The sequence below is a fragment of the Bacillus sp. FSL H7-0578 genome, from assembly GCF_038630855.1.
Lineage (GTDB): Bacteria > Bacillota > Bacilli > Bacillales > Bacillaceae > Bacillus > Bacillus safensis.
Genome location: NZ_CP152045.1, coordinates 184077 through 208506, shown reverse-complemented (window position 1 = coordinate 208506; position 24430 = coordinate 184077). Strand labels below are relative to the sequence as shown.

General features: G+C 42.2%; 25 protein-coding genes. 4 read left to right on the top strand and 21 right to left on the bottom strand.

The annotated features are described in order from the left end of the window. Positions 1-206 precede the first annotated feature (206 nt). The 4 genes from MHB41_RS01190 to MHB41_RS01175 all read left to right on the top strand — a co-directional run bounded on the left by MHB41_RS01190 (position 207) and on the right by MHB41_RS01175 (position 5726). Complete coding sequence (locus tag MHB41_RS01190; protein ID WP_326847820.1) at positions 207-2270, top strand: thioredoxin domain-containing protein; 2064 nt, start codon at positions 207-209, stop codon at positions 2268-2270. A 152-nt stretch (positions 2271-2422) separates the two neighbouring features. Further along, positions 2423-3193 carry a SurA N-terminal domain-containing protein gene (locus MHB41_RS01185; RefSeq protein WP_039176104.1) on the top strand — a complete coding sequence of 257 codons (771 nt, stop codon included), beginning with the start codon at positions 2423-2425 and terminating at the stop codon, positions 3191-3193. A gap of 224 nt (positions 3194-3417) precedes the next feature. After that, complete coding sequence (gene glpT / locus MHB41_RS01180) at positions 3418-4752, top strand: glycerol-3-phosphate transporter (protein WP_340899489.1); 1335 nt, start codon at positions 3418-3420, stop codon at positions 4750-4752. A gap of 92 nt (positions 4753-4844) precedes the next feature. Beyond that, positions 4845-5726, top strand: coding sequence for a glycerophosphodiester phosphodiesterase (locus MHB41_RS01175; protein WP_340899492.1), 882 nt, complete (start codon positions 4845-4847; stop codon positions 5724-5726). A gap of 39 nt (positions 5727-5765) precedes the next feature. Here the strand turns inward: MHB41_RS01175 and MHB41_RS01170 are convergent, their stop codons facing one another. The 21 genes from MHB41_RS01170 to rsiW all read right to left on the bottom strand — a co-directional run bounded on the left by MHB41_RS01170 (position 5766) and on the right by rsiW (position 24430). Continuing rightward, positions 5766-7154: an amino acid permease gene (locus tag MHB41_RS01170; RefSeq protein ID WP_041115338.1), complete on the bottom strand. Its 1389-nt coding sequence runs from the start codon at positions 7152-7154 to the stop codon at positions 5766-5768. Positions 7155-7441: 287 nt separating this feature from the next. Then, complete coding sequence (locus MHB41_RS01165; protein WP_065215413.1) at positions 7442-8047, bottom strand: ABC-2 transporter permease; 606 nt, start codon at positions 8045-8047, stop codon at positions 7442-7444. Further along, positions 8031-8906, bottom strand: a complete 876-nt coding sequence (locus tag MHB41_RS01160; RefSeq protein ID WP_268480610.1) for an ABC transporter ATP-binding protein — start codon at positions 8904-8906, stop codon at positions 8031-8033. Before MHB41_RS01160 ends, MHB41_RS01165 begins: the two co-directional genes overlap by 17 nt. Before the next feature lie 5 nt (positions 8907-8911). Continuing rightward, entirely contained in the window at positions 8912-9283 is a 372-nt protein-coding gene (locus tag MHB41_RS01155; protein ID WP_003217079.1) for a GntR family transcriptional regulator, read from the bottom strand. Positions 9284-9452: 169 nt separating this feature from the next. Continuing rightward, positions 9453-10580 (bottom strand): DUF418 domain-containing protein, encoded by a 1128-nt coding sequence (locus tag MHB41_RS01150; RefSeq protein WP_340899497.1) that lies wholly within the window; start codon positions 10578-10580, stop codon positions 9453-9455. Between the two features lie 153 nt (positions 10581-10733). Next, a complete protein-coding gene (locus tag MHB41_RS01145; protein ID WP_340899498.1) occupies positions 10734-10928 on the bottom strand; it encodes a hypothetical protein in 195 nt (64 codons plus the stop codon). 18 nt (positions 10929-10946) lie between these two features. After that, positions 10947-11372 carry a TlpA disulfide reductase family protein gene (locus tag MHB41_RS01140; RefSeq protein ID WP_061110466.1) on the bottom strand — a complete coding sequence of 142 codons (426 nt, stop codon included), beginning with the start codon at positions 11370-11372 and terminating at the stop codon, positions 10947-10949. Continuing rightward, positions 11372-11887, bottom strand: a complete 516-nt coding sequence (locus tag MHB41_RS01135; protein WP_340899501.1) for a HEAT repeat domain-containing protein — start codon at positions 11885-11887, stop codon at positions 11372-11374. The genes MHB41_RS01140 and MHB41_RS01135 overlap by 1 nt, the downstream gene beginning before the upstream one ends. A 19-nt stretch (positions 11888-11906) precedes the next feature. Next, positions 11907-13328, bottom strand: coding sequence for a sporulation killing factor system integral membrane protein (gene skfF, locus MHB41_RS01130; RefSeq protein WP_340899503.1), 1422 nt, complete (start codon positions 13326-13328; stop codon positions 11907-11909). Further along, positions 13321-14043 carry an ABC transporter ATP-binding protein gene (locus MHB41_RS01125; RefSeq protein WP_340899505.1) on the bottom strand — a complete coding sequence of 241 codons (723 nt, stop codon included), beginning with the start codon at positions 14041-14043 and terminating at the stop codon, positions 13321-13323. The genes skfF and MHB41_RS01125 overlap by 8 nt, the downstream gene beginning before the upstream one ends. A gap of 222 nt (positions 14044-14265) precedes the next feature. Further along, positions 14266-14667, bottom strand: coding sequence for a RidA family protein (locus MHB41_RS01120; protein WP_340899507.1), 402 nt, complete (start codon positions 14665-14667; stop codon positions 14266-14268). Between the two features lie 115 nt (positions 14668-14782). Beyond that, positions 14783-15547 carry an ABC transporter permease subunit gene (locus tag MHB41_RS01115; protein WP_041115355.1) on the bottom strand — a complete coding sequence of 255 codons (765 nt, stop codon included), beginning with the start codon at positions 15545-15547 and terminating at the stop codon, positions 14783-14785. After that, the gene (locus MHB41_RS01110; protein ID WP_041115357.1) at positions 15544-16461 is read right to left on the bottom strand and encodes an ABC transporter ATP-binding protein; all 918 of its coding nucleotides are present in this window, start codon (positions 16459-16461) and stop codon (positions 15544-15546) included. Before MHB41_RS01110 ends, MHB41_RS01115 begins: the two co-directional genes overlap by 4 nt. Before the next feature lie 14 nt (positions 16462-16475). Continuing rightward, the gene (locus MHB41_RS01105) at positions 16476-16667 is read right to left on the bottom strand and encodes a PLD nuclease N-terminal domain-containing protein (protein ID WP_041115359.1); all 192 of its coding nucleotides are present in this window, start codon (positions 16665-16667) and stop codon (positions 16476-16478) included. 162 nt (positions 16668-16829) lie between these two features. Then, positions 16830-17186 carry a DUF2200 domain-containing protein gene (locus MHB41_RS01100; RefSeq protein WP_041115361.1) on the bottom strand — a complete coding sequence of 119 codons (357 nt, stop codon included), beginning with the start codon at positions 17184-17186 and terminating at the stop codon, positions 16830-16832. Next, positions 17173-17532 (bottom strand): hypothetical protein, encoded by a 360-nt coding sequence (locus MHB41_RS01095; protein WP_041115362.1) that lies wholly within the window; start codon positions 17530-17532, stop codon positions 17173-17175. The genes MHB41_RS01100 and MHB41_RS01095 overlap by 14 nt, the downstream gene beginning before the upstream one ends. 62 nt (positions 17533-17594) lie before the next feature. Continuing rightward, positions 17595-19397 (bottom strand): glutamine--fructose-6-phosphate transaminase (isomerizing), encoded by a 1803-nt coding sequence (glmS, locus tag MHB41_RS01090; protein ID WP_007498541.1) that lies wholly within the window; start codon positions 19395-19397, stop codon positions 17595-17597. 575 nt (positions 19398-19972) lie between these two features. Beyond that, on the bottom strand, positions 19973-21319 hold the full coding sequence (glmM, locus tag MHB41_RS01085) for a phosphoglucosamine mutase (RefSeq protein ID WP_034284242.1): 1347 nt from the start codon (positions 21317-21319) through the stop codon (positions 19973-19975). A 25-nt stretch (positions 21320-21344) separates the two neighbouring features. Further along, complete coding sequence (locus tag MHB41_RS01080) at positions 21345-22772, bottom strand: YbbR-like domain-containing protein (protein ID WP_340899510.1); 1428 nt, start codon at positions 22770-22772, stop codon at positions 21345-21347. Continuing rightward, entirely contained in the window at positions 22765-23586 is an 822-nt protein-coding gene (gene cdaA, locus MHB41_RS01075; protein WP_008344027.1) for a diadenylate cyclase CdaA, read from the bottom strand. The genes MHB41_RS01080 and cdaA overlap by 8 nt, the downstream gene beginning before the upstream one ends. A 217-nt stretch (positions 23587-23803) precedes the next feature. Continuing rightward, positions 23804-24430 carry an anti-sigma-W factor RsiW gene (gene rsiW / locus MHB41_RS01070; protein WP_034284245.1) on the bottom strand — a complete coding sequence of 209 codons (627 nt, stop codon included), beginning with the start codon at positions 24428-24430 and terminating at the stop codon, positions 23804-23806.

The window sequence follows — 24430 nt, the reverse complement described above, 5'->3', positions numbered from 1 at the left end:
CTAAATCTTTATTAAGTACAACTTTACAAGAAACCAAAAATGTTTTTAAGTCTTTATTTTTCAAAAAAATTGTGCGCAAAATGACTGGTGATCCTTAGTCCAGTAGATAAAATCTAATCTAGATAATCTAATAAGATATAAACTAAACTGCACTATGGTACAGTAAACATAAAAACAAATAATGAAAAGTGAAAGAAGGTGATCCAATGCCCACTAACAATAAGCCCAATAGATTAATCGCTGAGAAGTCTCCTTATTTACTTCAGCACGCTCACAACCCAGTTCACTGGTACCCATGGGGGCAAGAAGCATTCGATAAAGCCAAACGTGAAAATAAACCTGTGCTTGTCAGCATTGGCTATGCCACTTGTCACTGGTGCCACGTCATGGCACACGAAAGCTTCGAAGATCAACAAGTCGCTGACATCTTAAATGAGCATTTCATTTCAATCAAAGTCGATCGTGAGGAGCGTCCAGATATCGACTCGATCTATATGTCTGTTTGTCAGATGATGACGGGGCAAGGCGGCTGGCCGTTGAACGTGTTTGTGACGCCAGATCAAAAGCCTTTTTATGCTGGGACATATTTCCCAAAAAGAAGTGCATACGGGCGTCCTGGCTTCATCGAAGCACTGACACAATTGCTGGATGCGTACCATAATGACCGAGATCATATTGAATCATTGGCAGAGAAGGCGACAAATAACCTGCGGATCAAAGCAGCAGGGCAGACAGAAAACACGCTGTCACAAGAGGCAATTCACAAAGCCTATTACCAGCTCATGAGCAGCTTTGATACACTGTATGGCGGATTCGGCTCCGCACCGAAATTTCCTGCACCTCATATGCTCTCATTTCTGATGCGCTATCACGAATGGACAGGACAGGAGAATGCGCTGTATGCAGTCACGAAAACGTTAGATGGGATGGCAAATGGCGGTATATATGACCATATTGGTTCCGGTTTTTCTCGTTATTCAACAGACGAGAAATGGCTTGTGCCGCATTTTGAAAAAATGCTGTATGATAACGCCTTGCTGATGGAAGCTTACACAGAAGCGTATCAGCTCACCTCAAAACCTGAGTATGAAAAACTTGTCCAACGCCTGATTCAATTCATTAAACAAGATATGATGAATTCTAGCGGCTCCTTTTATTCAGCGATAGATGCAGATTCTGAAGGGAAAGAAGGACAATATTACGTCTGGGCAAAAGATGAGATCATCACCCATTTAGGGGAGGAGCTTGGCGCTTTATTTTGCGACGTCTATCACATCACAGAAGAGGGGAACTTTGAAGGGGAGAACATCCCTCATACCATTTCTACCTCTTTTGAGGACATCAAAGCCTCTTTTTCGATCGACGATAAAACCCTTCAATCCAAGCTGCAAGAAGCGCGGCATATTTTACAATCAGTCAGACAGCAGCGACCCGCGCCGCTTGTCGATGACAAGGTGCTTACATCTTGGAATGCGCTGATGATCGCAGCTCTCGCCAAAGCAGGAAGGGTCTTTGATGCAGAGGAAGCGATCCATATGGCGAAGCAGGCGATGTCTTTTCTAGAAACACATCTTGTTCAACATGAGCGGCTCATGGTCCGCTACAGAGAAGGTGACGTGAAGCATCTCGGCTTTATCGAGGATTATGCGCATATGCTAAAAGCGTATATGTCTTTATACGAAGCGACCTTTGAGTTAGCGTGGCTGGAAAAGGCGGCAGCCATTGCCGAGAACATGTTTGAGCTGTTTTGGGACAAGGAAAAAGGGGGCTTTTTCTTCTCGGGATCAGATGCGGAAGCGCTCCTCGTTCGAGAAAAAGAAGTGTACGACGGCGCCATGCCTTCTGGTAACAGCACCGCACTCCATCAGCTTTTGAAACTCAGCACAATGACAGGACGTCAAGACTGGCTGAAAACATTAGAACAGATGTTCAAAGCCTTTTATGTGGATGTCTCTTCCTACCCAAGCGGACACACAGCGTTTCTGCAAGGGCTCCTAAGTCAATATGCGGCGAAAAGAGAAATCATCATTCTCGGAAAAAACGGCGACCCTCAAAAAGAACAGCTTTTACAGGCGCTTCAAAAACGCTTCGTTCCATTTGATATCATATTGACTGCCGAAACAGGGAAAGAATTAGCGAAGCTCGCGCCCTTTACAAAAGATTACAAAACAATCGATGGCAAAACCACCGTGTATATTTGTGAAAATTACAGCTGCCGCCAGCCAATCACCGATATCGACGAAGTGATGGAACAATTATTCCACAATTGAGTTTGTCATGAGATGACTATGAGAAGACAAAATGAGGACAAACAGATAAAAAACATGTCAATCCGCTAACAAATTGTCTGTACGGTTTTATTTTTCCTAAAAAACGGTTAGAATGCGCACTAGACGTTCTCATACCGAAGGGAGAGAAAATGATGAAAAAGGTATCATACACACTCATCGCTTGTTTGTTATCTGTTGGACTTGCAGCCTGCTCGTCAAACGATGCCAAACAAGATAAGCAAAACGACGCAGCCAAAAACAAGGAAACAACACAGGCTGATCAAAAAGAGCAGCAAAAGCAAATGGAAGAAATGCAAAAGAAATTAGACGCACAAAAAATCGATGATCAAAAGGTCGTTGCGACCGTCAACAAAGACAAAATCACAGGCAGTGAATACAATAGCGCCTTATCTACCATTCAAGGCCAGCTTCAGCAATCCGGGCAAGACCCAACTTCTAAAGAAGGCGAGAAAGCAGTCAAGAAACAAACCATTGATGCGCTCGTAGGACAAGAGCTCATCCTGCAAGATGCTGAGAAGAAGGGCTTCAAAGCCTCTGACAAAGAGGTAGATAAGCAGCTAAAGGAAGAAAAGAAACAGTTCAAAGACAACGCTCAATTCGAAGAAGCACTTAAAAAGAGCGGACTCACATTGGATCAGCTGAAGAGTGACATTGCCGACAGCATCAAATACAGCCAATATGTCGATAAAGAAATCAAATCAGCCTCCGTCTCTGAGAAAGACGTCAAAGCGTACTATGATCAATACGCAGACCAAATGAAAAAACAAAAGCAAAAAGCACCAGAATACAAAGAGGTTAAATCACAAATTAAAAAACAGCTAGAATCTCAAGAAAAGCAAAAAGAAGTCCAAAAAGAAATTGAAAAACTAAAGAAATCTGCGAAAATTAATGTTTCTCTATAACCGCTAAGAAAAAATCCGCCATTGTGCGGATTTTTTTGTTACTTCATGAACTATTTTTCCAAATTTATGACAAAAGCCTCATCATAAACGTCTCTTCCATCCGATATGATGGGAGTACAAAAGAAAGCGCTAACAATTCTTTTGTCTCTGAAAAGGTACAGGATCAAAAGCCATTCTCGTACTTTTGCTTCAGTCAATCGGACATCTACAAAAGGAGGATCATTATGTTCAAATGGTTTAAACCTGCTCCGTATATCGACAGGCTTGATGATGCCAAAACAGACGAGACGTATAAGCGGCTGCGGCTGCAAGTCTTTCTAGGCATCTTTATCGGGTATGCGGGCTACTATTTGCTGCGCAAAAATTTCGCTTTTGCTATTCCATATCTACAGGAAGAGGGGTTCACAAAAAGTGAATTAGGCTTTGTACTCGCAGCCGTATCCATTGCTTATGGCTTTAGTAAATTCATCATGGGGATGATCTCAGACCGCTGTAACCCCAGATACTTTTTAGCTGCCGGACTCTTTTTATCAGCTCTTATCAATATCCTATTTGTCTCATTTCCATGGGTCACATCCAGTGTATGGATCATGTTTTTATTCATGTTCTTAAACGGCTGGTTTCAAGGCATGGGGTGGCCGCCATGCGGACGTACGATGGCGCACTGGTTTTCGGTTAGTGAACGTGGTACGAAAATGTCCATTTGGAACGTCGCTCACAATATCGGCGGGGGGATTCTTGCACCGCTTATCACATTAGGGATTGTACTGTTTGCGACGTGGAAAAGCATCTTTTTCTTCCCTGCCATCATTGCCATTATCGTCTCCTTCGTGATCATTCTTCTTGTACGGGATACCCCGCAATCCACTGGTCTTCCGCCAATCGAGGAATATCGAAATGACTATCCGGCACAAAACTATGAGGATCAAGAAAAAGAATTAACAGTGAAAGAAATTTTATTTAAATATGTACTCAACAATAAATTCCTATGGTATATCGCCATTGCCAACGTCTTTGTGTACTTCGTCCGTTACGGTGTCGTGGACTGGGCGCCGACCTACTTAACAGAAGCAAAAGGCTTTTCACCAGAGCATTCACGCTGGTCTTATTTTCTTTATGAATATGCAGGCATTCCCGGTACATTATTGTGCGGCTGGATTAGTGACCGGTTCTTCAGAAGCCGCCGCGCACCAGCTGGAGTCATCTTTATGGCCGGGGTGTTAATTGCCGTTCTCGTTTACTGGCTAAATCCTGCAGGCAATCCAATGGTCGATAACATTGCCCTTATCAGCATCGGCTTTTTGATTTACGGACCTGTCATGCTCATTGGACTTCAAGCCATTGATCTCGCTCCGAAAAAAGCGGCTGGCACTGCTGCCGGACTGACAGGCTTCTTCGGCTACATTGGCGGCTCTGCCTTTGCCAATGCCATGATGGGTGTCGTCGTGGATCACTATGACTGGACAGGAGGCTTCATTTTACTGGTTGGTTCTTGTGTGCTTGCGATTGTTTTCCTCGCCATGACATGGAATACAGGAAAGCGCGTAGAGCAAGCTTAATGAAAATCACATAAAAGATTCATATCCGCCCAACATGCTCTTTACATCTATTTCTTACGATGGAGGCAGTTACCGTAAAAGGAGGATAAAATATGAAGAAAAGTAGATTACTTGCTTTCGTGTTGCTCTCTTTTGCTTTACTGTCTTTTGCGTGGGTGCCGGCCACCGTATCGGCACATGAAAACCTTTTATCTCCAGATCGCATCTTAACCGTTGCACACCGCGGAGCATCAGGGTATGCACCAGAGCATACCCTGGCTTCCTACAAGCTCGCCAAAAAAATGAATGCAGATTACCTCGAACTCGACCTTCAAATGACAAAGGATGGACATCTCATCGTGATGCATGATGAAACCGTTGACCGAACCACAAACGGAACAGGCTGGGTCAAAGACCTCACACTTGCCGAAATCAAACAGCTTGATGCTGGTACCTGGTTTAACGAAGCCAATCCCGACAGACAAAATGCCAACTATATCGGACAGAGAGTCCTTACATTAGATGAGGTGCTGCGCTATTTCGGAAAACGAGAGAATTATTATATTGAAACAAAAAAACCAGACCTTTATCCGCAAATGGAAGAAAAACTATTGGCCGCCTTAAAGAAACATCATCTTCTTGGGAAACACACAAGAAAAGGGCAGGTTATCATACAATCCTTTAGTCAGGACAGCCTGATAAAGCTGCAGAAATTAGCTCCACGCCTGCCAAAAGTACAGCTATTAGACAGAAACCAAATGACATCCATCACAGACGATCAGCTCGACTTTATCAAAACGTACGCCGTGGGTGTTGGACCGAATTTCAGAGCATTAACACCTGAAAACGTCCAGCAGGTCAGAAGCCACGGACTCCTCCTTCATCCATATACAGTCAACAGCGAAGCAGACATGATCCGTCTACTGCAATACGGCGTCACCGGCCTTTTCACCAACTATCCAGATGTCTTTAACCGTGTAAAAGGCTCACTCTAAATAAAAAAAGCCTTGCGGTCCATCACGCAAGGCTTTTGATTATTTCACCGTTTGATCAGAAGAAGCTGTTTCAATCGGCTTTCGTTTTCCAATTCCAAATACAAAAAAGCTAAGTGCCACTAAAATCAAGAATCCAATTGCTACAATAAGAGAAATACGCGTATCCTGATTAATGAGCATAAACACAAGAACCATCAATAAAAATCCGATTGTAAGATAGTTAGAAAACGGTGCTAGCGGCATCTTGAACGGGTGCTGATCAAGTGCTGCCCCCTTTGCCTTTCTGAAGCCAATATGACTAATCAAAATGACAAACCAAGGCACCATCCCAGGAAGGACGCTCGCACTATACACATAGACGAAAATGTTTGGCGGAGAAACATAATTCAGGACCACTCCTATCGCTAAACCAATCAGCACAGCGAATGTCCCAAAATACGGTACACCGTTCTTCGAAATTTTCGTAAAGAAAGCAGGCGCCTGCCCATTCACTCCTAATGTATAAAGCATACGTCCCGCACTGAAAATACCACTATTACAGCCGGACATCGCTGCTGTAATGACAACAAAGTTAATAATACCAGCTGCTGCTGTAATCCCGATCTTCGCAAACGTCGCCACAAATGGACTGCCAAGGGTATTCAACTGATCCCAAGGATACACAGTCACAATGACAAAGATCGCACCGATATAGAAAATCAAAATACGCCAGATGATACTTTTGATGGCATTTGTCAGCGTCTTTTGAGGATTTTGCGCCTCACCGGCTGTAATCCCAATCAGCTCGACACCTTGATAAGCAGCAATGACTAGAGACAACGCAAACAGGAATCCGCTAAACCCACCTGTAAAGAACCCGCCATGCGCCCAAAGGTTAGACAGCCCAATAGGAGTTCCGCCATTTCCAAATCCGAAGAAAATAATGCCTAAACCTGCAATAATCATCAAGATAATTGTCACAATTTTGATCATCGCAAACCAAAATTCAAATTCACCGAACGACTTAACCGAAATCAAGTTGGCTGCTCCTAAAATGATCATCGCAATTAACCCTGGAATCCACGCAGGCAGCTCTGGGAACCAATATTTCATATAAGCCCCAACCGCAATAATTTCAGACATTCCGACAATGACCCACTGGAACCAGTTACTCCAAGCCGTCATATACCCTGCAAGCGGATGAATATATTGATGCCCGAATGTAGCAAATGACCCTGTACTCGGCTCAAGATATAACATTTCTCCCATCGCACGCATAATAAAAAAGATAAAAATACCACACACTGCGTACGCTAGAAGAACCGATGGACCTGTCCACTGAATGGCCTTCGCTGACCCCATAAATAAGCCAACACCGATTGTGCCGCCAAGAGCGATCATTTGAATATGGCGGGCACTTAACCCTCTCTTTAATTCCTTTTGAGCCACTTTTCTTCCCCCTCATCAACAAAACAACATAAAAAATAAAAATCAGAATTTTCATTCTGATTGAGAAACATCAATCTTTCGATGTATATTATCATAATAAATCTACCCTTAAAAAACAATTGTTTTTTTGAGGAAAACACTATTAACAAAATATTCTGACATAAAATTAAGTTCAAATTTTTTTATATTGATATAATCAATAACCAGAAAAATCTTCAAAAAAAGACCGCTCACACGGTCTTCTAAGCTCAAACTGTAAATTTATAGGAACATCAGCAATTGCTTTCCTAAAACACTTTCCTCTGATAAATCACAGTAGAAAGTCCCCAAGACAGCAAGTAGAAGAGCATAATCAGCACAGCTGACCCCGTATATAAAACAGGGATCGATAAATTCATAATAAAATCAGTGATCCCACTAAATTGCTCTGCCAAATAGAGAACAACAGGCGGTCCCATAGCAGATAATACGATAAAGCCAATGATCACTGCCGTTGTGATATAACCAGGCTTTAAGATATAAAACAATGGAAACGTACACGCCGCGAACAATAAAAACAACCCGCTGCCAATCGCAATATCTGACAGCGAAAACAGCTTCCCAAACACAAGTAATGCAGCACTTGTCAGCACGATCGCAATACTCATATAGAAAATGGCGCCAAGATAACGTGATGCGATAATTTCTTTACGTGTATAGGGCAAGGAGTTTAATAGAATATTCGTTTCTGCCTTTTCATCATACGCATATGTGTTAAATGGAATGAAGACACTAGCGACTAGAAACGTCAATACTGGATGGACATCCATGAAAATAAAAAATAAGATAAACGGAATAAAAATAAGTAACTGCTTCTTTTGCAAAATCACATCACGCTTAATTAAATGAAACATGCGCAACCCCGCCTTTCAAATAAAACATGATATCCTCAAGCGACGCCGGTTCAATCACAACAGCATCCCCAAAAATAAGTTTCACCTCATCAACACGATCGGTTAATGCTTCAAATCCGGCTGCTGTACGCTGGATATGGACAAAGGCCTTTTCTGTGTCTCGATCCAACAACTCCAGGCTCCCTTTCACAAGCGCATAACTTTCTGCCACTTCATGAATCGACTGTTGAAAGACCAATCTTCCATTTTGTATAAACGCAATATAATCCGCAATCCGGTCTAAATCAGTCGTCACATGCGTCGAGAAAAAGATCGTCTTATTTCCATCAATCATCAATTCTTGTAACGTGCTGAGCAGCTCTCTTCTAAAAACCGGATCTAAACCAGCAGTTGGTTCATCCATGATAATCAGCTCTGCATGATGTGACAGCGCAATCGCTAGTGAAGCCTTCATCTGCATCCCTTTTGAAAATGTTTTAATCGCTTTATTCAGCGGCAGACCAAACTGTTCAATATATTGATCAAAAAGCCGGTCATCCCAGCGTTTATAGGCTGGTGCCACAATCCGTTTGATGTCCTTTAAATTCAGCCCTGGAAAAAAAACATTGGCATCGTAAACAAATCCGATTCGTTCCTTAATTTCTTTTTCATGAGTATGATAATCCAATCCAAAGACCTTTATGTCACCTGAATCGGGTTTTAACAAATTCATGATCATTTTAATGGTGGTCGACTTACCCGCTCCATTCTCTCCAATAAACCCTGTGACAAAGCCTTTCTTGACCTGTAAATCAATATCCTGAACGGAAAAATCCTTGAATCGTTTCGATACTCCTTTGAATTCAATCACATGCTCCACTCATCTCACTCCTCATATAAGAACTTTAATAACTGCTGCAATTCATCAAAAGATAAGCCTAATTCTTTCCCGTTTGTGACTACTGCTCCAAGCTGTTCCTCGATCACCTTCAACTTCTTCTCTCTCATCACTTCTAGGTTTTGTTCCGCAACAAAAGATCCCTTGCCTACAATCGAATAAATAAATCCCGCTTTCTCTAACTCTTCATACGCTCGCTTTGTTGTAATCACGCTAATTTGTAGATCCTTCGCCAGTTTTCGAATAGACGGCAGCGCTGCACCTTCCGCAAGCTCACCCGTTAAAATCATCGATTTGATTTGATTCGTAATTTGCTCATAGATAGGCTCCTTAGAATGGTTTGAAATCGTAATTTGCATATAAAAACCTCTTTTTTCAGATAGTTGAAACAAAATATTGTATATACACTATATATACATTATATACACACTAAAAGAATATTCAAGCATTTTAAAAAGTGTTCTCCTCATTTTTTTAAAATAAAAAACCGCACAGCCCTTAAGCCATGCGGTTCTTTAACAAAATGCTTTATTTCCAATATACCCATTTTCCCATAAGCCACTCCACAGGACCTCTTCTCCATTTTTTCAAATAGAGATAGCTGATGAACAGCTGTGCTGTGTACAGTCCGACAGCAAGCAGCAGCCCAAACATTGATCCCAATTGTCCAAATAGACCAAGTCCATAAGAATAGAAAATCGTTGTACAAATAATCGACTGCGCCAAATAGTTTGAGAGAGACAAACGGCCAAGCCCTGCAAGCAGACGTTTGAGGCCGTCGGCTGCCTTCGAATAGTAGAAAACAATAAAAGCCTGAATATACCCAATCGCCAGCACATAACCACCAAGAATCATCACAAATTCACTCCAAGGCGCATCAATGAACGTCGCACATTTTAGTGCAAGGCCGACGACAATGACCCAGACCCAGCCTTTGCGATAGGTCATCCCTCGATCTTCTTCTGTGAGATGCCCTCGTTTACCAATCACCATGCCTAGCAAGGTGAACGGTCCCACCATCATAGTACCGAAAAGAAACCCTAGTATTGGCATGAACACAATGGTCACGATCGCCAGAATAATAGTCACAATCATCATATCGTCTTCAACAGTAATCCGGCTGACCAAAATATCCCCATAAGCCCCCTTCGCATACACATCAGTTAAAAGCTCATCGTTCCCATAAACGAGGTTCATCATATATGGCACAACGACTAAAGATAACGCCCCTAACGCACCAGACCAAATAAGCATTGTTTTAATCCGGCTTCTCAAAAACATCATCAAGAAAAATGTACAAGCTCCATAATAAAGAAGAATGTCACCATTCCAAATAAAGATGTAATGCAGCATCCCAAGCACAATAAGACCAAAACCTCGGCGAACGACTATGGCATTCGTATTTAATCCCTTGGCCTTCGTCGATTCAATCAGCTTGATAAAAGAATACCCAAACAAAAAGGAAAAGATCGGATAAAAAGACCCTTGGAACAAAATTTCCGTCACATATACACCGAATTCCTGCCCCCAAAAACTCGAATCAAACATTTTTTCAAAATCATAATCATATTGAAAATTAAGCATATTCACGATCAAAATACCTAATAAACTAAAACCACGTAAACTATCAATCAACTCAACCCTAGATCCCTTCAACACGACAGCTCCTTCGGACAATATAAAGATAAAGCATATTTATCCTACCACACTTTTAAAAAAATGGTTTCCATCCCCATGTGAAAAAGTGCGTTTTAAGGTAAATTTAATAAAAAAACCTAGAATCTATATTCTAGGTATCATACTGAATACTTATAACTTATGACTTTCTTCTTCCCGCAGCACACTCTTCAAATAAAACAAAATTCCCAAACCGAATAAAATCAACGCCATTTCCAAGTTTGCAGAAATCGGCAACCATTTCAGCATCATTAAAATTAGCAAAACCGCTTCAACACCTGCGAAAAAAATGCCGTTTCTTTTTAATTCTTTGTTTGATTGAAACAACACTCTCTCCTCCACTGTTTATCCAATTGAATGTTTTTCTAACTTTTTCAATATTCTTTCCCAGCCGGTATCTCCCATTTTTCGATCTATTAACTGCCCCTCTTGATCAAAGAGGCAAAAGCTAGGTAATCCTTGAATCTTATACTTTGAAACAATCTCATAATCTTGATCCAATACAATAGGAGCGTTCATATTCTTTTCCTCTGCATACTCTGAAACAACATCTGCCGATTTTTCCTCTTCTGTATATGGAACATGGACACAGGTTAAATGAATACCCAGCTCATTCACACGTTGTAGGATATGATTGGTTAATTCTTCACAATGAGGACAATTGACTGACCAAAAATAAAGAAGCTGATGCTGTCCCTTAGGTACACTCCTTTGATCTGAAGGGTAAATCCAAGGAAGATTCTCAGGCCAGTTGAGTTTCTGCGTTCCCACTATACATCCCCCTTATCTTTTAGCTGAAAGGCGATGATTTTTCCTAATGCTTCCTCAGCAGCAAAAGGAGTGACGCTGCCTGTTGGATTTTCTTGTTCTTGTTTTAAGCATTCGTACATGTTTTTTTCAATTTTTGATGGATCAATCCAAGAGATACACCATGATGCCCAGAAACAAGTAGGTCCCTCATAACGTTTAGCAAGTGCCAGAAGAAATGGCAAGCTAGGTTTCCCAATCCTCATGAGTGACATGGCAGCGGCCATTCTTGTATCTTCTTCGTCACTTTCTAATAGCCGAGCTAGCGGTTCTGCTGCGTCCCCCGCATCTGCTCCAAATTCACCAAGTACAGCTGCTGCAATGTTCCGCAGAGAGCCTTTTTCTTTTAAAGCCTCAACAAGGACGGGCACTGCATCTTTTCCATATTTTCTTAAATCACCTATTGCTTGAACGATCGTTACTTCATTTGTATTGGCCAATTGTTGAACGGATTGAGACAGCTTATTTTCTGGTTTCATTTACAATCAACTCCTCTTTTTAATGAACCGCACGGTATCGATAACAAAGCACATAAAATCCAGCCCCAGCCACTAGGGATACAATTGTAGTCAACAAGCCTTCAGTGATGAGATGAACGATAATAATGACCATAGCACTGATCACAGACGCAAATAGCAAGGATCGATAATAGGTGGCCAAAGCAAAACTCCTTTCTCGTCTCAGAGGCTGCATAAAGGCAAAGAGCCGTATGGCCAAAAACCATATATAAACTCCTCCACCAAATAAGGTCCAATACAATACATCCTGAATTTCAGCCAAATAAAGAGAAATCAAGTAGAACGCATACAGCCAAAAGGTTTGAAACACTTCTAACAGAATGATTTTTTGATATAAAGCACCTGGAAAAAGGTAGAGCACTCCTGTTTGTGCGTGTCTTACAATCCCTGCATAATATGAACTAAAAAGAACGGATGCCGCGATGACGATCAAGAATAGATTCAGCCAATCTGAAAAATAAGTAAAGACGACATAGTAAGTACCAATTAACAGCATGGTAAATAGCACATGGAAGGTGATATATTTTTTTATCAGCAATAATTCAATCCAAAGAAAAGCCCAAATGCCCGTTAATGCCGGAAGTCCCCACCATGTCTTGCCCTTTTTTTGAACCATTGGACTTGATTGAATATGTTTTCCCTCAAATTCCTCCCAAAATACTGCCTCCTTGACTAAAGACTCCTTCATCTCTAAACGATGACTAGCCCTGTACATCATCATGAAAGATAGGAACATCACTCCAATAAAGATGAAGACAGAAAGAATGGAGAACTCTTCGATCATACGTCCAGCTTGAAACATCAAAGAATCAGCAATGTTCATCAATGAGGGCTGTTTCATCATTAATTGATTCAAAACAAGCAGTGCATAGCTGAAAAACATCAATACAAAGCCGAGTAAGAGCAGTCGCTTGTATACTCTAATGGTTCTAGCACAAGACACCGCAATCATCCAAGTTTCGACCAAACATAACAGCCCTGTCAGGATGAGTGATTTGCCAAGCAGAAACGGGTACTGCTGCGTCATAAAAAACAGAAGAAGATCCGCAGCCAAAGCAGAGATAATGAGAAGAGCCCCTCGCCAGAAAATATGATACATCCACACACTGATAACAACCGTCCATAAAGAAGTGCCATTTCCATATAACCAAATGATATCGTTCATCTGACTAGGCAGCCGATTCGTAAACAAACCAAAACCCGTATAAAGAACAAACAAACAGACAATGATCCATCCTGCTGCACTTGTATCCCAATCACCCATACTTGAAATTGCGCTTAGCTGAAAACCAATTGCCGCTATGAAAAGAAGTAAGATCAGAAAAGGCATTTTCTTTTCTTGATTTTTACTGATCAAGCGCCTTTGAGATTTCATCCATAAAAGGGAGAGTGTGTTATTCACTTGACCACTCCCCCAAAAGTTGAATAACTTCTGCCCTCCACTCAACCTGTTCTTCCTTTATTTGAGGAACATCCATACTCTTCATGATGGCACCGTCTCGGATCAATACCACCCTGCTGGCCGTATCAAGGACAAACTCCAGACTATGAGTCGACACAAAGACCGCCCCACCTTGACTGCTTTTTTGTCTCAGCCAATCCGACAGCCACTGTTTTGACGGTATATCTAACCCAACAGTCGGTTCATCTAATATAAAAAGGGAGGCATCTTGAACAATGGCTCCTGCTAAGACGACACGCTGCTTTTGGCCTCTTGAAAGCCTTCCACACAGTTCATTCATCTTCTTTTCCATATGTACTTCTTTCAATGCTTCATATACTTTTTCCTTGATCTGTTTTAAGCCTTTATGATATCCACGTGCACGGAATTGAACATGTTCAGCAACCGTTAGGTCTGGATACAAATAGGGGTGATCAGGAATAAGCGCGACTTGTTTTTGAACATGGGAATGACCAGGCGGGAAACCCTCTATGAGAATTTCCCCTCCATCTGGTTTATATAGACCCGTTACACACCGAATCGTTGTGGTCTTCCCGGCGCCATTAGGCCCAAGCAGTGCCACAACCTCACCTGCTTCGATGGAAAACGACAAATCCTCTACCCCATCACCATTGCTATATCGTTTGCTTACATTCTGAACCTCCATGAATGGCATCAAATCTCTCCCTTTGATTAGAGTGATGTATGCTTATCTATGGTGTGTTATAAAATCAAAAAACGAATGTCATTAGACCTACTAATCTCTAACCCTAATATTACCATATAGAGAATAACAAGGTAATAGGAATGAGGTAATCTATTCTATATACAACGGGAAAATAAAATAGATTATGTACAAAATAAAAAAAGATTGGGTTGCAGCATCCCAATCTTTTATCTATTCACCCAAAACGATCTCCTGACACGCCCAAGCATCCACCTCTACCTTTAAAGCAGGAAAAGCCAATGCCACCACATAAATCATCGTCATACAAGGCAGATGATCGCCTAAAAACTGCCCCAAAATTTGTTTCCTGCTCTCAGCATCGAATTCTCCCACGAGATAAAATACTAGTTTCGTTATATCTTCCACAGCCATATCTGCCGCTTCTACATTTCGTCTCACATTCTCTAACGCTAATTCGAGCTGCTCCAACGGACTTTCGGGGATTTTCCCATCCGCCTCTATTCCCACCTGACCTGACAGGGTTAGCCACCGCTGTGGTCCAGTTGTCTCTATTTGATGGATATATGGTGCAAGTGGCGGGTGAATGGTCTCAGGATTACGTGATATTCTCATGAATAAAAACCCCTTTTCTGAAAATACAGTCAATTTTTATCATCATATCAAACTTTCTACCGTATTCAGACTTTTATGCTCATGGTAAACCTGAAGAAACAATCGCAACAGCCTGCTATAATTCCTGTTTTCTAAAAAGAAACCATCCGATGAGAAAAAAGAAAACAATCAATACCGATACACCTAGAAAACTTGTAAATGCCTGATCCGAATAAGTCCCCTTATGAATCACCTCTTCGGCTGCACTTGTCACGCCTTTAGGCGCAAACTTCCCTAATGTCTCTTCATAAAATGAAGGGACGGTAAACAGAATAAGGTTGATCAAAAGCGACACACCGCCAGCTGTGACAGAACGTTGAAAGAACGCCGAAGCACAAATGGTCGATACCACAATCAGCAATAAATTTGGATAATAAAGAAGTGTTCCTTTTAACACATTGACCCAATCCACATGACCAAATTGAATGTCCACATAATAAACAGAAGCAAGCACCGCCACCACCAGACTAAACAAAGTCAAACAGGCATAGGCGCATATTTTCGAGACATAGTAACTCGTTCGACTGATCGGTTTCACCATAATCATCGCGGTTACTCCAGAGGCACGCTCTCCAGCGATCGTCCCCATCACGATCATAATCAGGATAAACACACCTAGCGAATCAAATTTACTCAATGCACTCGCCAAAGCCTCTCCTGCACTAGGCTCTGGTATGTAAAATGTAGATCCTTCAGGTAAATTAGCTGATTTCGATAGAAGATCCGGCAGCATTTTGAGCGTAATAGGCTGCGTAATCATTAAAATCGTAAAAATGATTGGCACAAACAACATTTTATAACTAGTGAATAACTCCCTAAATTCCTTTTTCAACATCATCATGCATTCACAACCTTCATGAAAATATCTTCAAGCGTCAGCTTAGATAGTCGATAATGGAGGAGAACACCGCCAGATTCAGTGATGAGACGAGGCAGCTCCTTCAATGCTATTTGTTGATTGTTCACTCGCACCTGATAAGCATCTCCTGTCTCAAAGCATTCCTCCACCCAATCCCGCTCCTTTAACAAAGCCAATAATTTCGTATCCTGTTGTTCTAATTGAAATTCAATCACTGGCTGGATATAGTCTTCTTTGATCTGTTTCATGGAAGAAGACATCTCAATTTTGCCACTGTTGATCATGATAATATGATCTGCCACACGTTCAATGTCATCTAAAATATGGGTCGACATAAAGATTAACATCTCTTGTTTCAGACGCTCGATCAATGTCAGAACGTCTTTTCTCCCCATGGGATCAAGTGCAGACACAGGTTCATCCAAGATGAGAACCTTCGGGCTGTTGATAAGCGCTTGCGCAATGGCAAGCCTCTGCTTCATGCCTCCGCTATAGCTGCCAATGGCACGATCCTTCGCCTCATATATGCGGCAAAGCTTCAACAGCTCCTCTGTTTTGGAGCGAATGATTTTTTTCTCTAAATGAAATAACCCGCCAACCCAATGCATCCACTCCTGCCCCGTCATATCCTGATAAAATGCAGGATGCTGCGGACAATACCCAATCACATGACTGATTTGATCCATGTCCTTTGTGACATCCAAACCAGCCACCTTCACGACCCCAGAAGTAGGACGAGCAAGCCCCGTCAAAATCCGGATCGTCGTTGTCTTCCCCGCTCCATTGGCTCCTAAAAAACCGACACATCCAACCTCCCCAACAGAAAACGAGACATCTTTTAACACTTCATGCCGTCCATACGATTTCGTCAGCCCGTGACACTCCAACATATTCAAGCGAATCCCCCCTACTAAGATTGTTTACGACCAAAAATGAAATACGCAATAGGGCCGGCACTGGCCACAAACACAATCACCAAAGCCCAAACCCACTTCAACTCTCCTCTGATCCTCGATGGATCTCTTTTCAGCAAATCGAACAAACCAATCACCATCAAAATCGCTTGCAGCAAAATAAGAGGTAGTATCATCTTCATATCCATCCACGCCACTCCCTTTTCAAACACCAATTTATTTTGATATCACTTCTTTTGACGACATGAAGAGGGGATTCGTTCAAACGGATTTTATTTTTATCGATCGATTGATCTATAAGATATAAAAAAGCCCAGTGAAGGTTAGTTCATTGGGCTTGCTTGTTATTCTCATGATGAACCTCGCAAAATCTTCTCCATCGTCTTTCCTTTCGCTAACTCATCAATCAGCTTATCTAGATAACGAATATTTTTCATGGTTTCTTCCTCAATGTCCTCTACCCGTACACCACAGATGACTCCTTTGATTAAACTACGGGAAGGATGAAGCTCAGGAGCCTCAGCAAAAAAAGTTTCAATGTCTATCTGTTTATCTACCTGTTCCTCCAGCTCTTCTGGACTGTAGCCTGTTAACCAACAAATAATCGTATCGACTTCAGCTTTCGTTTTTCCCTTTCTCTCTGCCTTTGCGATATAGAGAGGATATACTTTTGCAAAACTCATTGTGTAAAGTTTATGTTTGGTCATTTGTTTTTCTCTCTTTCTTTATAAAATATTCAAGCTGTATGGCCTTCTCTATATGCTGCTCTCTTAGTATGCCTATTCTCTTTTTATTACCTGCATCTTTTTTGAAAGATCTATATTTATGAAATTGAACGAAACAGAATCCTAGAAATACACAAACCGGTCCTTCGATGGTAGCAGGACCGCCAATCAACAAATAAGAGCTTATAAACAATGCGATATAAACGATGAAGAAAAAAACAATTCCCCGTTTTTCCTTATTTAAATATTCACTCATAATGAACCCGCTCCCTTGAAAATATACGATTTTATCGAATCTATCTTTCATTTTATTCAGCTCTTTAGACACAAAAATACCCCTTTAGACAATTATATCTAAAGGGGTATCAAAAATCCGATTTTATTTAAAACCTACTCCACCGTCACACTCTTCGCAAGGTTACGTGGTTTATCCACATCACACCCGCGGTGAAGGGCTGCGTAGTAAGCGATCAGCTGTAATGGGACAACAGATGCAAGTGGTGCAAGTGCTGGGTGTACAGCTGGAAGGACGAAACGGTCGCCTTCGTCTTCTAGGCCTTTTAGTGAGATGACACATGGGTTTGCTCCGCGTGCAACGACTTCTTTGACGTTACCGCGAATGCTAAGGTTCACGTGCTCTTGTGTTGCAAGGGCAATGACCGGTGTGCCTTCTTCAATTAAAGCAATTGTGCCGTGTTTGAGTTCTCCGCCAGCAAAGCCTTCTGCTTGGATGTAAGAGATCTCTTTTAGTTTTAATGAACCTTCAAGGCACACATAGTAGTCAAGTCCTCTTCCGATAAAGAATGCGTTACGTGTCACTGTGAAGAAGTCACGAGCGATTTGTTCCATTTCATCCTTTTGATCGACAAGGGCTTCCATTGCGTTTGCTACAATACCAAGCTCTTTGACAAGATCAAAGTCAAGAGATTGACCGTTTAATTCAGCTGCAACTGATGCAAGGATTGCAAGTACAGCGATTTGTGCTGTGTAGGCTTTTGTTGAAGCCACTGCGATTTCTGGTCCTGCATGAAGAAGCAATGTGAAGTCCGCTTCACGAGAAAGCGTAGATCCTGGTACGTTTGTGATCGTTAATGCTTTATGACCAAGTTCTTTGACTTGAACAAGTACAGCACGGCTGTCCGCAGTCTCTCCAGATTGAGAAAGGAAGATGAACAACGGCTTTTTCGATAGAAGCGGCATGTTGTAAGAGAATTCACTTGCTACATGGACTTCTACAGGTACTTTTGCCCAGTCTTCAATGTATTGTTTACCGACAAGTCCAGCATGGTAGCTCGTTCCGCAAGCCACAATGTAAATGCGGTCTGCTTCTGCTACTGCGCTTGCGATATCGCCAGCGACTGACAGTTTGCCGTTTTCGTCTTGATATTCTTGGATGATTTTGCGCATAACAAGCGGCTGTTCATCCGTTTCTTTTAACATGTAGTGAGGATATGTGCCTTTCTCAATGTCGCTTGCATCAAGCTCAGCGATATAAGAAGGACGTGTCATGATATCACCGTCAAGGTTTTTAATAATAACCTCGTCTTTAGTAACAATGACCATTTCTTTATCCATTAATTCCGCATATTCGTTTGTTACTTGAAGCATCGCCATTGCGTCAGAAGCCACAACGTTGAAATCTTCGCCGAAACCAACCAATAATGGGCTTTTGTTTTTCGCCACATAGATTGTTTCTTTGTTTTCGTTATCGAAAAGAGCAATTGCGTAAGAGCCTTTTAGTTGAAGAAGCGTTTGACGGAAAGCTTCTTCTGTATCAAGACCTCTGTTTACAAATTGTTCGATGACTTGAACAACAACCTCTGTATCTGTGTCGCTTTTTAGTGTGACGTCTTGTAAATATTCGCGTGTCAATTGTACATAGTTCTCGATGACACCGTTATGAACAAGCGTAAAACGGCCAGAAGCACTTTGATGCGGATGCGCATTTAGATGGCTTGGTACACCGTGAGTTGCCCAGCGTGTATGTCCGATTCCTGCTGAAGATGCCACGTTTGCATCCACGACTTCACGAAGCTCAGCGATACGTCCTTTTTCTTTGAACACATGCACGCCATCTTCGTTTGCCACAGCGATACCTGCTGAATCATACCCGCGGTACTCAAGCTTCTCTAAACCTTTTAATAAGATTTCCTTCGCATCATTCTGACCAATATAACCTACGATTCCACACATAAATATTCTTCCTCCCGATCATGTGAAAGGGACAAAGAAAGCCTACTAAAATAGAAGGGACATTTCTTCGTCCCTCTCTACATGTTTAATTTGGGAGATCATGTGTATTCCCTTTGTACAAAGAGTCACCTCTTTGCTTTAAAGAAACACTTACGGCTGTGATCTCTTTTTTTGATCAGCCGGGAGGCATCCGCCGAAAATTCGATAACCTCCATCCTCGTCAACTAAGCATCTTTCGTCCGATCGCTTAGTTCGGGCGCTATAATTATAAGAGAGTTTCTGAACATCTACCCTGCCTTTCCTGATAGAATAAAAATCCAGTAACACAAGGATGATTGTACTATAAGGTCTGACCTCCGTCAATCACAATGTGCGGGTGATCCCCTTCATTTGAGAAAGTGAGACCTCCATACACTATATGCGATGAGGCTTGTCTCGTTCTACCTTTGATGTGCTCTCCTATGTATGAAGACAGCGGCAAATTGCCCTCGCTTATAAGATTCGTACAAATCCATCCATTTATGTCGCTTATTCGAAAAAAAAGCAAACCGCTGTTAGCGATTTGCTTTCATCTATTACTCAATACCCATTTCTTCTTTCACAACAGCTGTAATTCGAGCCACATATTCATTACACAGCTCTTTTGTTTTCGCCTCTGCCATGACACGTACAAGCGGCTCTGTTCCAGATGGACGAACAAGAATGCGGCCGTCACCATTCATCTCTTTTTCGACCTCTTGGATCACCGCTTTTACTTTTTCATTTTCTTCTACTTTATATTTATCAGACACTTTCACATTCACTAATAGCTGCGGGAACTTTTCCATTTCCGCTGCAAGCTCTGATAATGTTTTCCCTGTCGCTTTGAGCGTATTCACAAGCATGATCGCAGAAAGCATGCCATCACCTGTCGTATTGTAATCAAGGAAAATCAAATGGCCTGACTGCTCACCGCCGACATTATAGCCGTCCTTTTTCATCGCTTCGACCACATAGCGGTCACCAACAGCTGTTTGAATGCTCTTAATGCCTTGTTTCTCAAGCGCTTTATAGAAACCAAGGTTACTCATGACCGTTGACACGACGGTGTCATCCTTTAACCGGCCTTCATCCTTCAAATAACGTGCACATATGTACATAATTTGATCGCCGTCTACGATATCACCTTTTTCATCGACTGCAATTAAACGGTCACCGTCACCATCAAACGCAAGACCAATATCTGCACCCTTCTCCTTCACAAAAGCAGAAAGTGCCTCTGGATGAGTGGAACCTACACCATCATTGATATTCAATCCGTTTGGAGATGTTCCCATTGTGGACACATCAGCATCTAAATCTGCAAATAAATGTGTCGCTAGAGAAGAGGTTGCACCGTGTGCACAGTCAAGCGCCACGTGAATACCTGTAAAATCCTCGTCCGCTGTCTGCTTTAAGAATTGCAGGTATTTCTGACCGCCTTCAAAGTAGTCGTTCACCGTTCCAAGATCGGCTCCAACCGGGCGTGGTAATTGATCGACTGGCTGATCCATCAGCTGCTCAATTTCGTTTTCCTGTTCATCTGACAGCTTAAAGCCGTCACCTCCGAAGAATTTAATGCCGTTGTCTTGAACTGGATTGTGTGAAGCAGAAATCATGACACCCGCTTCAGCATCCATTGCCTTCGTTAAATAAGACACACCAGGAGTTGAGATCACACCTAGACGCATCACTTCAGCTCCAATTGAAAGTAAGCCTGCAACAAGCGCTCCTTCTAACATATGACCAGATACACGTGTGTCTCGACCAACGAGTACCTTTGGACGTTCTTTATCCTTCGTGAGCACATAGCCGCCAAATCTCCCAACCTTAAATGCGAGCTCTGGCGTTAATTCGCTATTCGCTACACCCCTTACACCATCAGTTCCAAAGTACTTGCCCATGTTTCAATCGCTCCTTTTTTACCATTCAAGAGGACGCTTCGTCCTCTTTTTTATCTTCTTTGACCCGCTGTCTTTGACTCGATTCTTTCTTTGCTTTATCTTGCGTGGATTCTTCTTTACTCTTCTCACCCTGATCATCGTCATCAGTTGATGGATCTTGTTGATCTTTTTGATTCTTCCGATCATTCGTCGAAGCCGGCTGATCCTCTGTTTCAGTAGAAGTGAGTTTCACTTTGACCTTTGATCTCGATAATGTCCAAGTCACATTTTGAGGACCATTCACTTGAACTTTGACCTCATGGGTTCCTTCGTTCAAGTCCCCTGCATTGATATAGGCTTCAACATCTGAAGCCTTTAGTTTATCAATCGCACTCTTTGATCCCTTTGCTGTTAACGTGAGCCGTCCAGAAGAGGGGCTCACAAAATCAGAAGTGAGATCCTTGCTCAAACCCACGACAGAAATCGGTACATTATCGATCTTTTTTTCTTCAGCTGTTGCAACCTTCACTTTGATCTTAACAGTTTCGGGTGATACCTTTTTCACACCATCTGGCAGGGGAATATCGGCATCAATCTCCTTATCATCTTTGATCTTGCTTAAGTCCAGCTTGACGCCATCAATAAAATCAAGTGCATCCAGCACCTTTTGAGAGCCGTACACTGTGACCTCACTCGGGCTTGTCTCAATGCTTGAGATGCTGATCCCTTCTGGCAAGCTGCCCGTCCGCTCAATTTTAAAAGGAACCTTTTTGCTTGGACTAGAGATTGGGACCGTAATATCCACCACGGACGGACTTACTTCAACTGGCAACTCATTCCCGCTGCTATCATACACAGTGAGCTTCGCTTCTTTTTCAATTTGCTGATCGACATCTTCTAAGTTTACAAAAGCTTTAATGACAGAAATTTTGTCGATGACGTCCTTTGATCCAGTAACTGTGACCTTTTTCGGATTCACAATGGGCTGTTCAGGTGAATAGCCGTCTTTGATTTTATTTTGATTATAAAACTCGGTTTCAACAGGAAATTCAGCTGTCGTTTTTTCTTGTATCGTCACAGTCGTCACAGATGGATTAATCGATAGTGTGAGTCCCTTCGATACATCTCTTGCCTTCAGCTCCACTTTATGTGTACCTGTCGATAAGTTCTGCATGTCTGCGTAAATTTCAAAATTCTTTGTTTGTCTTGCTGTTTTCACAGCACTAGTTGATCCTTTAATCGTGACATTGACTGTCTGCGGCACACCAGTGACGACATATTTCTCGTCATCATAATACGCTTTAACAGGAATGTCGGTTAAAGTTGCTTCATCTGTCGTCGATGTTGGGAAAAAGGATTCACCGATTTTTTTCGGCGTGGGCGCTTGCGCTGAATTGACTGCACCATACAGCAATAAAGCGAAGACCAATGCAAGAAGCTTAACGGCCCAGCGATTATTCAAAATCTTATCCATTTTTCTTGCCCCTCCAATACCATTTGGTCGAGGAAGCATCTTTGCTGTTCTTACTAAATTCAGCAATCAGCATTTCTTCAAGCGCTTCTTCTGTCAATTCTCGGTGGAGATCACCATTCCTTGCGACAGAAATACCGCCAGTTTCCTCAGAAACGATGACAGTTAAGCTGTCTGTCACTTCACTTATCCCAACTGCCGCCCTATGACGCGTCCCAAGCTCCTTAGAGATAAAAGGGCTTTCTGACAGCGGTAAATAGCAAGCTGCAGCTGCAATCTCATCCCGCTTCATAATGACAGCACCGTCATGAAGCGGTGTATTCGGAATGAAAATATTAATGAGCAGCTCTGAACTCACCTTTGCATTCAAAGGAATTCCTGTCTCTATGTAATCATTCATTCCGGTATCGCGCTCAATTGTCAGCAGCGCGCCGATTCTGCGTTTCGCCATATAGTTAATTGCTTTTGTAATTGCCTCGATCGTTTTCTGCTGCTGTTCCTCTACAGGTGTCCCGCTTCTTGAGAAGAAACGGCCGCGCCCAAGCTGCTCAAGCGCTCTCCTTAGCTCTGGCTGAAAAATAATAATGATCGCAAGGAATCCCCACGTAATCGCTTGATCCATCAGCCATTGAAGTGTGTTAAGACCGAGATACGCACTTCCCATCCTGACGAGAACAATGACCACAATTCCCTTTAAAAGCTGAACCGCTTTTGTTCCGCGGATGACCATCATTAATTTATATATCACATACCAAACAACGAGAATATCAACAGCATTACCGAGGTACTGCAAAAAAGGAATATCCCCTAAAGCCATTTCCTCGTCCTCCAGAATTTTCAGTTATTCTTCGTTTGATGCATTTTTTAATAAAAAAAGAGCCTATGTATCAATACATAGCGTGGCTATTATACCACATTTTGTTTCAGCAAGGAAAATAGTTGCCATATCTGGCTGACTTGCTAGTATGCTTGAATCTCAGCAATGTATAGAAAAAGAGCAGCCCCCCTTAGAGACTGCTCTTAAACCGCTTGAGTTACTTTTGCTCCTCTGGACCAATGACCCGCATCACGTTTTGTGCTGTTGATTTCATTTTGTACCAGATCCAATCAAACACTTCATTAATTTCATTAATTTGACCAGTGACTTGTCCGGCAGAAGCAGTCAGCTGTTCCCCATTGACGACGGTGACATTTCCATCAACCTTGCCTTCTACAATCAGCTTGCCATTTTTGACAGTGATGTCACCTTTTACGGTTTCCCCTTTAGGTACGGTCACTGTATCATTTTCAACGACGAGATTCGGCTGCTTTGACACACTGAAATTATGATCGGTATTCCAGCTTGTAAACAGACTGCCTCCCATCAAAATGAGAAAGAGGGCAGCGGCTACCATCAGCGGGTGAGCTTTGATCCATCTTTGAACCGACACACGCTTTTTCTCCTTTGGAAGACCTGCCATCACCTTTGCAGTGAAATCAGATGGTGCTTCTATATGAGATGTACTCTGCACTAGCGCGATGGATTTCTCAATTTGTTGAAAATGAGTACGGCATTCCTCACACGATTGCAGATGGCTTTTTAATTCTTTTTCGTCTTGGGGCTCAATGTCCCCGTCTAAATACTGATGCATAAGCTGGACGATTTTATCCTGACAGCTCAT